The sequence below is a fragment of the Mammaliicoccus sp. J-M40 genome (assembly GCF_022386395.1).
Taxonomy (GTDB): Bacteria; Bacillota; Bacilli; order Staphylococcales; family Staphylococcaceae; genus Mammaliicoccus; species Mammaliicoccus lentus.
The window spans coordinates 1-204 of sequence record NZ_JAJNIQ010000048.1; the positions used below are offsets into that span (position 1 = coordinate 1).

At 35.3% G+C, this 204-nt stretch carries 1 protein-coding gene; it reads left to right on the plus strand.

The genetic code is table 11. The features are described from left to right. Nucleotides 1–204 (plus strand): DDE-type integrase/transposase/recombinase (locus LQ688_RS13980; RefSeq protein ID WP_239752882.1); only part of this gene is annotated, 204 nt, incomplete at both ends.

Consider the following 204-nt stretch of genomic DNA (forward strand, 5'->3'; position numbering starts at 1 on the left):
AACGTTCATCATTCAACGGTCTACCGTTGGGTTCAAGAATATGCCCCAATTTTATATCAAATTTGGAAGAAAAAGCATAAAAAAGCTTATTACAAATGGCGTATTGATGAGACGTACATCAAAATAAAAGGAAAATGGAGCTATTTATATCGTGCCATTGATGCAGAGGGACATACATTAGATATTTGGTTGCGTAAGCAACGA